This window comes from Natronomonas sp. (genome assembly GCF_046710025.1).
In the GTDB taxonomy this organism is placed as follows: Archaea; Halobacteriota; Halobacteria; order Halobacteriales; family Haloarculaceae; genus Natronomonas.
This window is the reverse complement of record NZ_JBKEGK010000117.1, coordinates 1-7971: the sequence shown is the minus strand read 5'-3', so window position 1 is coordinate 7971 and position 7971 is coordinate 1. Positions and strand designations below refer to the sequence as shown.

The window sequence follows — 7971 nt, the reverse complement described above, 5'->3', positions numbered from 1 at the left end:
ACGATGAGAAACGCACGCCGGGGGAAGACGCGTGGTCCGACCCACTGAGGCACATCCGCCGAACCGAGACGATCGCCGATCGGGTCGAATTCGAAGCGCTCCGTAACGAGCTTTCCGGGGGCTGGGAAGTAAAACCCGATATCGTCCAGTTCGGGGCGGCACCGCTCGCGGAGACGATCGCGTTCGAGCAGCCGGGGGCCGGCACAAGACTTCTGCTCAAGCCGGTTAACGACGCCGACCCCGGTGGAGAGATCCAATTGTACGAACGGAGCGGCCCCAAGGCTGCCCGCCGGCCAACGATGACCATCGACTCGCTACAGGCGGCGTTGCGCGTAACGGTCAACCGGGCCCACCAATTGAATCGAGATTAACCCGGAGGCCGCTCCGCTTCTCGATCCGTGGATTCCGGGGGGAATCGCCTCGTCGGGGTCGGAACGCCGCGCTCCTCGAAGGCGGCAAGCGACCGCTGCGTCACGTCCGAGGCGTAGGCGTTTTCATCGCGTAGGTCCGCGACGTAGCCTTTTCCACGGATTGTCCGGTGATACCCCTCGTCCTCGATCAGGACCGTGACCGGATGGTCGTCATCGACGTAAACGTACGGTGACGTGACAAGCGCGTCGTTGACGATATCTTGGGCCGTCTCGAGATCGGCGTCGGGAGCGACAGCTACCTCCGTGACGACGAGCATCTCCGGGTCGCCGGCGTTGGCATTGGCGATATTCGAAGAGAAGAGCGCGTCGTTCGGGACGACAACCGCCGTATCGTCGGGCGTTCGGATCGTCGTCGCCCGCAGTCCGATGTCGACCACCTCGCCGTAGTGCTCGCCGATAGTCACTTTATCGCCGACGCGGTAGGGCCGTTCGGCGACGATGACGAGTCCACCAAGGAGACTGGCCGCGACATCTTGAAGGCCAAATCCGATCGCGGCTCCCAAAAGCCCTGAGACGGCGAGCAGTTGGGCGGCGCTCAGATTCAAAAGCGGGCCGACGACGACGTAGACCGCCGCGCCATAGCCGACGAGTTTGACGACCGGGCGGAACATCTTGATCGTGATGCGTCTCGCGGGCGTGCGCTCGGCGACGACCGAGAGCGCGACCGTCGCTGCCCGCACGAGGAGGTAAGCGACGCCGAAGACGGCGATCGCCTCAAGAAAGAACGAAGCGCCGAACGCCTCCGCGAACTCGGCCGGGTCGGCCTCGGGGACCGTCACAGTATCCGCTCCCGGTCGGTGATCGCGACGGCGGCCGGAACACCGGCCGGATCGAGGCGGACGATATCGCCCGCTCGGACGAGCAATCCCCCGCGAGCGAACCGGTTGAGAAACCGCTCGACGCGCTCACCGAGGCGCTCGACCAGACGCTCCCGGCAGACCCGTTCGGACGCGAGTACGATTCGGAGACAGAAGGCAGCTTCACGCCCCGGCGACGCGTCCGTCCCCGGCGTCTCGACATCGCTCGGCCGTATCTCGTCGTCGTCTCGGCACCACTCGAGGAGTGCGAGCGCGACACCGGGGTTGCCGTCCGAGACCGCCGCGAGCCGCTCGAACACCGCCTCCATCGGCGATGGTCGGTCCGCCCGCCGGGCCGTGATCGCCGCCCGGTCCGGCACGGGAACCCCGAGTGTCCGCCCGCGGATCGTGTAGCGACGCGTCGAGATCAGTGACTCGTTCGGGTCGTCGCGCCGGAATGTCGGCAGGGTGTCGACTGTTCGTCGGGCGAGTTCGAATAGCCGATCCGCCGGGAGCCCTTCGACAGTCAGCGCCGTCGGGATGGTCGCGTCGACGTTTTCGATGGCCGCGAGGTACGACCACGCGTAGCTGTTCCAGCCCGTGACAACCGCCGAATCGGCCCCCGAAAGTGCGTCGAGAAACGCCCTGAGTGCGTCGAACCCGCCGACTTCGCGATTGAACAGGTGTTGGCAGTTCGCAACCACGAGTGGCGCCGACCCCACGGCATCGATAGCGGCGCTTGCGTTGCTCTCGGGGCCGAGTTCGATACGCCGCGCGCCGAGTCGGCGTTCAGCGGCGTCGAGCACCGCCTCCCGCCCGGCGAAAGGCTGGCCGACGACGGCGACCGAGGCGGAATCCGAGTCGTCAAGCGCCGCCGCAAGTGCGTCGTCGTCGCTGAGCAACGCCGTCGGAGACAACGCGTCGGTCCGGACTACTGTGTGACTCATCGAAGCCGGGCGTCAAAACACCCACAGAGTCATGGGACGCCACGGCTGATAATTGTATGGGTGCCCTGTGATGATTCGGTAACTGTGCGGCCCCGTTCGGGCTCGAACCGACAGCAACGGTTCAAAAGGGTATGGCCCACGACCGGGAGGGTGCCGCGGGGCCGCGCCCGTGGACGGCCGTCATCGACCCGTGTCGTATTTATACGTCGCCTCGTCGGGGTTGATCCCGAAGTCCTCCGGCGTCTCCTCCGGGCCGGAGTCGGACTCGGGCTCAGATTCGGCAGCGCGCTTGAACCGTTCGCGGAGCCGATCCGGCATCTGGAAGCCGTCGGTGTCAATCGCCATCGGGACGGCGTCGGGGTCAAGTCGCTCGCGTTTGGCTTCGAGACGGTCGGCGAGGGCGTCCGGCAACTCGGGTTCGGGGACCGCCTCGAAGCCGAACTGGGCGAGGTACTCGTGTGCACTCGTGAGCGAGTAGACGCGGTCGAATCCCTTGGCTTCGGCCCCGTCGACGAGCCGTTCGACGACGTGTGCGCCGACGCCGTGGCCCGTCCAGCCATCGAGCACGCCGATGCTCGTCAGCTCGCAGATACCCTCCTCGGGCTCGTCGCCCTTGTGGAGCCGGACCCGGCCGAACCCGGCTCGGGCGTTCGACTCCTCGTCGACGGCGATGACGTAATCGCGGGACCGAAACGCCGTCTCGTCCAGGTCCATTGCCTCGATGTGCTCTAACAGCCAGGCCTCATCGCGGTTCTTCGCGTCCCGGACATACATAGAGCGACTTACGGGTCGCCGATGCAAAACCGTTCCCCCTTCGCCCGAGAGACATTGTCAACGAGTAGTTGTCGCATCCGACGTGCGCATTGAGGCGGCCAGCTAAACGTGCGCGTCCAGGAACTCGACGATGGCGGCGTAGGCCTCAATCCGGTTCTCGCGTTTCGAAATGCCGTGGCCCTCGTCCTCGAAAAGCAACGTTTCGACGGGGACGCCCGCGGCCTCAGCGGCTTCGGCAACCTGCCTGGCTTCGCCGACCGGAACCCGGGGGTCGTTTTCGCCGTGGAGGACGAAAAGCGGTGCCTCAAGCCGGTCGATCGAGTTGATCGGCGAGATGGATTCGAGAACGTCCCGGTCGTCTTCGAGGGAGCCGTACTCGGCCTCCCGGAGCGACCGCCGCCACGATCCGGTGTTCTCGAGAAACGTGACAAAATTGGCGATCCCAACGATGTCGATTCCCGCAGCCCACACGTCGGGATATTCCGAGAGTGCCGCGAGCGTCACGAACCCGCCATAGGAGCCGCCCTTCACGATCAGTCGGTCGCCGTCGACCTCGGGGCGCTCGGCGAGCCACGCGGCGGCGGCCTTGATGTCCGCCACTGAATCCATCCGCCGCTCGACGTCGTCGAGGGCGGCGTACTCGCGGCCGTATCCAGTCGATCCCCTCACGTTCGGCTCGAACACCGCGTACCCATGCGCGAGAAAGTACTGTTTGAGTGCGGAAAACGACGGTCGGCGCTGGCTCTCGGGGCCGCCGTGGACATCGACGATCGTCGGCGCGCCGCCTTCGGGGACCGTCTCCGGAACCGACAGGTACCCCGGGATCTCCCGGCCGTCGAAGGTCCCGTAGCGGACGAGGTCGGACTCAACGAACGTCGAGAGAGGGATCCCTGCTGTCGGGGCATGCGTCCAGCGCTCGGCGGACCCGGTCTCGACATCGACAACATAAATATTCGCGTTGTGGGTATCGGTCGTGACGGTTACGGCGAACCGGTCGGCCCCGTCGTCGAAGGCGACACCGCCGGCGAGCCCAGCCGGCAGTCGGGGATCGGGCCGGGGATCGATTGTCCCATCAACGAGATCGCCAACGGTCAACTCGGTGTAGCCGTCGACGTTCCGCGAGTAGGCGATCCGCCCCGTCTCGTCGTCGATCGCGACGCCGTCGACGTTCCATTCGCCGCCGTTCTCAACGGAGTCGAGCGACCCATCTTCAGCGTCGAGGCGAACGAGCGAGAGCGTGTCGCCGTCGCGGTCGCTACAGCAGTACACGCACTCGCCCGCCGGCCCCCACGAGAGACTTTTATACCGGACCGCCTCATCTCCGGCGTTCCCGTCGCCGGGGAACCCTTCGCCGGTGAGCGGGGTCACCGACTTCGATTCGGTATCGAGGACGTAGACATCAGTATCGACGTTCGAGCGGGCCTCGTGGATGAGCAGCCGCGAGTCGTCGGGGCTCCAGCCGGCGACCGACAGCCAGCCGTCGCCCTCGAGCAGTCGCCGTGCGTCCCCGTCGACCCCGTCGCGCGGCTGCACGTAGATGTCGAAGACGGACTCATCGCGGCGGTTCGAGGCGAACGCGACGTGATTCCCGTCGTGGCTCCAGCCGCCCCACCGGTGCTTCGCGTCGGGTGGGGTCAACTCCGTGACGCGTCCGGCGTCGTCCAGCCGGAACAGCGATCCCTGCTCGTCGCCGCCCTCGTCCATCCCGAAGACCGTCTCCATACGTTCGGGCGACGGCGATGCGAACGTGACACGTTCGTCATAAAAGGTCCGTTGGGTCGGCCACGCGCCCGCCTCGGGAACCGTCCACACCTGCGGCGTACCGGTCGTGTTCATTCGAAACGAGAGCGTCCCGTCGGCTCGGAACGCCGCCCCGAAGGCGCTGCGGACGTTCAGGTAGCGCTCGATATCGTACTCGTGCACACCGGACGATCGAACCGGCGAATAATATCTGTTCGCCCCGCCCCGTTCCGGGCCATTTTTGACAGCGGCCCCCGTCGGCCGTCGTATGCGAATCGCGGTCGTCTTTATGAATCCGCCGCCACAGTCGGAGCGCGCCGGCGCGGTGCGGCTCCGGCGGGTCGCCGCGGCACTGGACGACCGCGGACACGAGGTCCGAATCTACTGTCTACCGTGGTGGGAGACCTCGGGACGCCGGATCGAAATTGACGGCCTCGAACACGAGGGGGTCACCTTCGAGCACCCGGCGCTGTACTACAGCCGGATCCCGGGGCTACTCCTCCGGCACGCCCCGGATCTCGTCTTGGCCTCGGCTGATCCGCCGGGGGCGCTCCTCTCGGCGTGGCTTGGCGCGCGGCTGGCGCGGGTGCCGCTTTTTGTTGACTGGTACGGCGACGAGCCCAGCGTGGCCGACTCGGGGTGGCTCGGGCCGGCGTCAAGCCTTCCGACGCGGGTCGTTACGCCCTCCGAACACCAGCGAACTCGCGTCCGCGAGTACGGTGCAAGCGAGGCGAATACGACTGTCGTCCCCGGCGGGATCGACTTCACGAAGATCACGGCGACCGATCCCGGCGAGCGCGTCGACGTCGCCTTTGCAGCCCGTCTCGACGACGATTCGAACCTGGAGGACCTCCTCTTAGCGCTCGCGGAACTCCGGGAAGCGAGCGAGTGGTCGGCAACGGTAGTCGGCGACGGTCCCGAACGGGCCGCTTTCGAGACGCAGGTCAAAGACCTCCGGCTTGCCGATCGCATCGAGTTCGTCGGCGACTGCCCCCGCGAGGAGCGGATCGCGATCTACCGGGGGGCCCACACCTTCGTCCAGACGGCCCGACGACAGACGTTCGCCGAGGAGTTGCTGTGGGCGCTGGCCTGCGGCTGTGCCGGCGTCGTCGAACTCCAGAGCGACTCAAGCGCTCACGAGCTCGTCGAGCGCCGTGATCGCGGGATCAGAGTGACCGATCCCGACGCACTCGATGACGCGATCGCGGAGTCGTGGACCTTCGGGTTCCGCGATGTCGACACCGCCTTCCAGGGATTCGACCACGCCGCGGTCACCGGCCAGTACATCGAGTTGTTCCGCGAGGCCGGCGTCGATGCGCGCTGAGCCGCCCGGAAGCACCACACTCCGAACCGTTAGTTGTCGCCGAAGCGCCCCGGCTCCTCCGCCGCGGCCGCCGTCTTCACCGCGGCGACGTTTTCGGCGACATCGTGGACCCGGACAATGTCCGCGCCGCGCTCGGCCGCTAGCGCGCTCGCTGCGACGGTCGCCGCGAGGCGTTCCTCGGCGTCGCCCCGGTCGATCAGCCCGAACATCGACTTTCGGGAGTGGCCGACCAACACCGGACAGCCGAGCGACCGAAACTCGCCAAGCCGTCCGAGTAACTCGAAGCTCTCGGTGGCGGATTTGCCGAACCCGATTCCGGGATCGACGATGATCCGAGAGCGGTCTAACCCGGCCTTCTCGGCGAGGAGAACGCGCTCCTCGAGCGCATCGAGGGTGTCGGAGACCACGTCATCGTAATCGATGTCCGTGTCCGGATCGACCGGCGTCTCGATCGAGTGCATGACGACGACTGGAACGTCATATTGGGCAGCGACGAGCCGCATCTCGGGATCCTCAAGCCCCGAGACATCGTTGAGGATATCGGCGCCGGCGTCGAGGGCAGCGCGCGCGACGGCCGCCTTTCTGGTGTCGACCGAGACGGCAGCCTCGGCGTCCGCAAGCGCCTCGACGACCGGGACAACCCGTTCGAGTTCCGCTTCGACAGGGACGGGATCGGCGTTCGGGCGCGTCGACTCGCCGCCGACGTCGACGATGTCCGCTCCGGCGTCGATCAGCTGTTCGGCCCGATCGACGGCGTCCTCGAGCGCCTCGTAGCGGCCACCGTCGTAAAACGAGTCCGGCGTCACGTTGAGGATGCCCATGACCGCGGTGCCGTCCGACCAGGCCCGGTCCGCAGCTCCCGATTCGGGGTCGCCCGATCGCAGACGGCCAGCTTTAGTGGCCGCCCTGGGGTCGAGTTCGCGCTCGATGGCGTCGACGATGGTCGAAACCCCCGGTGCGTCCGTCTCGAGATCATCGAGCAGCCGATCGAACTGCGAACGCGTCCCCATCAGAACCGCCTCAACGAGTTCGTGGGGGCGCGCCTCGACGGCCGACACCGCACACTCGCCGCCGACCGAGCGGAACGCTCGATCGAGGCGGTTCGCCGCCTGTGGGCCCGCGCGGACGGTGATAACCTCGTGGACGGCGTCGGTGCGGACGCGTTCGACCTCGCGGTCGGCGACATCGGCCCGCCGAAGCGTTGCCGCCGCCGTCGTCGCGTCGTCGACCGAACTCGTGACGGCGCTCGCGGTCCAGCGCCGCCGGGCCTCGGCGACGACAAAAAGCGACCCACAGGCGACGACCGCGTCCTCAGGGTCGGCGGCGGCGAGCGCGGATTCGAGTGCCGACGCGACGCTTTCAGCGGTCTCGATCCCCTGTGCCCGCCCGTCGGCCTCGAAGACGGCGGTGACCGAGTCCGCCGTCTCGGCGCGGTCGATGTCGGGTCGGCAGGCGTAGACGGCGGCCGGGGTCGGCAGTGCCGACGCCATCCCGGCGATATCCTTCCCCGACATCGCGCCGAAGACGAGATGGAGGTCGTCGAATTCAAACGACGAAAGCGTCTCGGCGACGCCGGCGCAGCTCCCTGGGTTGTGCGCCCCATCGAGGACTACGAGCGGGTCGCGCTCCATCATCTCGAAGCGCCCCGGCCAGTGGGCGTTCCGGAGTCCCCGTTCGAGGTCGTCGGTCGCAACGTCTGCGAGTTGCCGACAGAGGGTGGCGGCGACACCGGCGTTTCGACACTGGTGTTCGCCGAGAAGCGGAAGCCGGGTCTCGACGCGCCACCTGCCGGCTTCGATGGTAACCTCCTGTTCGACGCCGGTTCTACCCGCCGTGGAGACAGCGATCTCGGCGTCGTCCTCGGTCGATCCGACGCGAAGCGTCTCGCCGGCAGTCTGGGTGATCGCATCGAAGGCCGAGCCGTCGGCGGCCGTCACGAGGGGGCGATCGGACGGCGC

At 67.2% G+C, this 7971-nt stretch carries 7 protein-coding genes; 2 read left to right on the top strand and 5 right to left on the bottom strand.

What is annotated here, in order from left to right:
• Positions 1 to 371: hypothetical protein (locus tag ACI944_RS09010; RefSeq protein WP_411718716.1), on the top strand; the 371-nt coding region annotated here is incomplete at its 5' end.
• On the opposite strand, the gene ACI944_RS09005 is transcribed toward ACI944_RS09010, so the two are convergent.
• From ACI944_RS09005 to ACI944_RS08990, 4 genes are all read right to left on the bottom strand, one after another.
• The gene (locus tag ACI944_RS09005; RefSeq protein ID WP_411718715.1) at positions 368 to 1210 is read right to left on the bottom strand and encodes a mechanosensitive ion channel family protein; all 843 of its coding nucleotides are present in this window, start codon (positions 1208 to 1210) and stop codon (positions 368 to 370) included. The two genes, ACI944_RS09010 and ACI944_RS09005, sit on opposite strands and share 4 nt — an antisense overlap.
• Positions 1207 to 2175 carry a hypothetical protein gene (locus ACI944_RS09000; protein WP_411718714.1) on the bottom strand — a complete coding sequence of 323 codons (969 nt, stop codon included), beginning with the start codon at positions 2173 to 2175 and terminating at the stop codon, positions 1207 to 1209. Before ACI944_RS09000 ends, ACI944_RS09005 begins: the two co-directional genes overlap by 4 nt.
• Before the next feature lie 180 nt (positions 2176 to 2355).
• Positions 2356 to 2949 (bottom strand): GNAT family N-acetyltransferase, encoded by a 594-nt coding sequence (locus tag ACI944_RS08995; RefSeq protein ID WP_411718713.1) that lies wholly within the window; start codon positions 2947 to 2949, stop codon positions 2356 to 2358.
• A gap of 102 nt (positions 2950 to 3051) precedes the next feature.
• Positions 3052 to 4872, bottom strand: coding sequence for a S9 family peptidase (locus tag ACI944_RS08990; protein ID WP_411718712.1), 1821 nt, complete (start codon positions 4870 to 4872; stop codon positions 3052 to 3054).
• A gap of 85 nt (positions 4873 to 4957) precedes the next feature.
• Here ACI944_RS08990 and ACI944_RS08985 point away from each other — a divergent pair, with 85 nt between their 5' ends.
• On the top strand, positions 4958 to 6013 hold the full coding sequence (locus ACI944_RS08985) for a glycosyltransferase family 4 protein (RefSeq protein ID WP_411718711.1): 1056 nt from the start codon (positions 4958 to 4960) through the stop codon (positions 6011 to 6013).
• 29 nt (positions 6014 to 6042) lie between these two features.
• Here ACI944_RS08985 and folP read toward each other — a convergent pair.
• Positions 6043 to 7971, bottom strand: a 1929-nt coding sequence (gene folP / locus ACI944_RS08980; RefSeq protein ID WP_411718710.1) for a dihydropteroate synthase, incomplete at its 5' end; no start/stop codon positions are given.

What these genes read in the sequence shown, in the direction of transcription:
- ACI944_RS08985 (WP_411718711.1), top strand. Translation starts at nt 4,958, where the DNA reads ATGCGAATCGCGGTCGTCTTTATGAATCCGCCGCCACAGTCGGAGCGC.
- ACI944_RS09000 (WP_411718714.1), bottom strand. Translation starts at nt 2,175, where the DNA reads ATGAGTCACACAGTAGTCCGGACCGACGCGTTGTCTCCGACGGCGTTG.
- ACI944_RS08995 (WP_411718713.1), bottom strand. Translation starts at nt 2,949, where the DNA reads ATGTATGTCCGGGACGCGAAGAACCGCGATGAGGCCTGGCTGTTAGAG.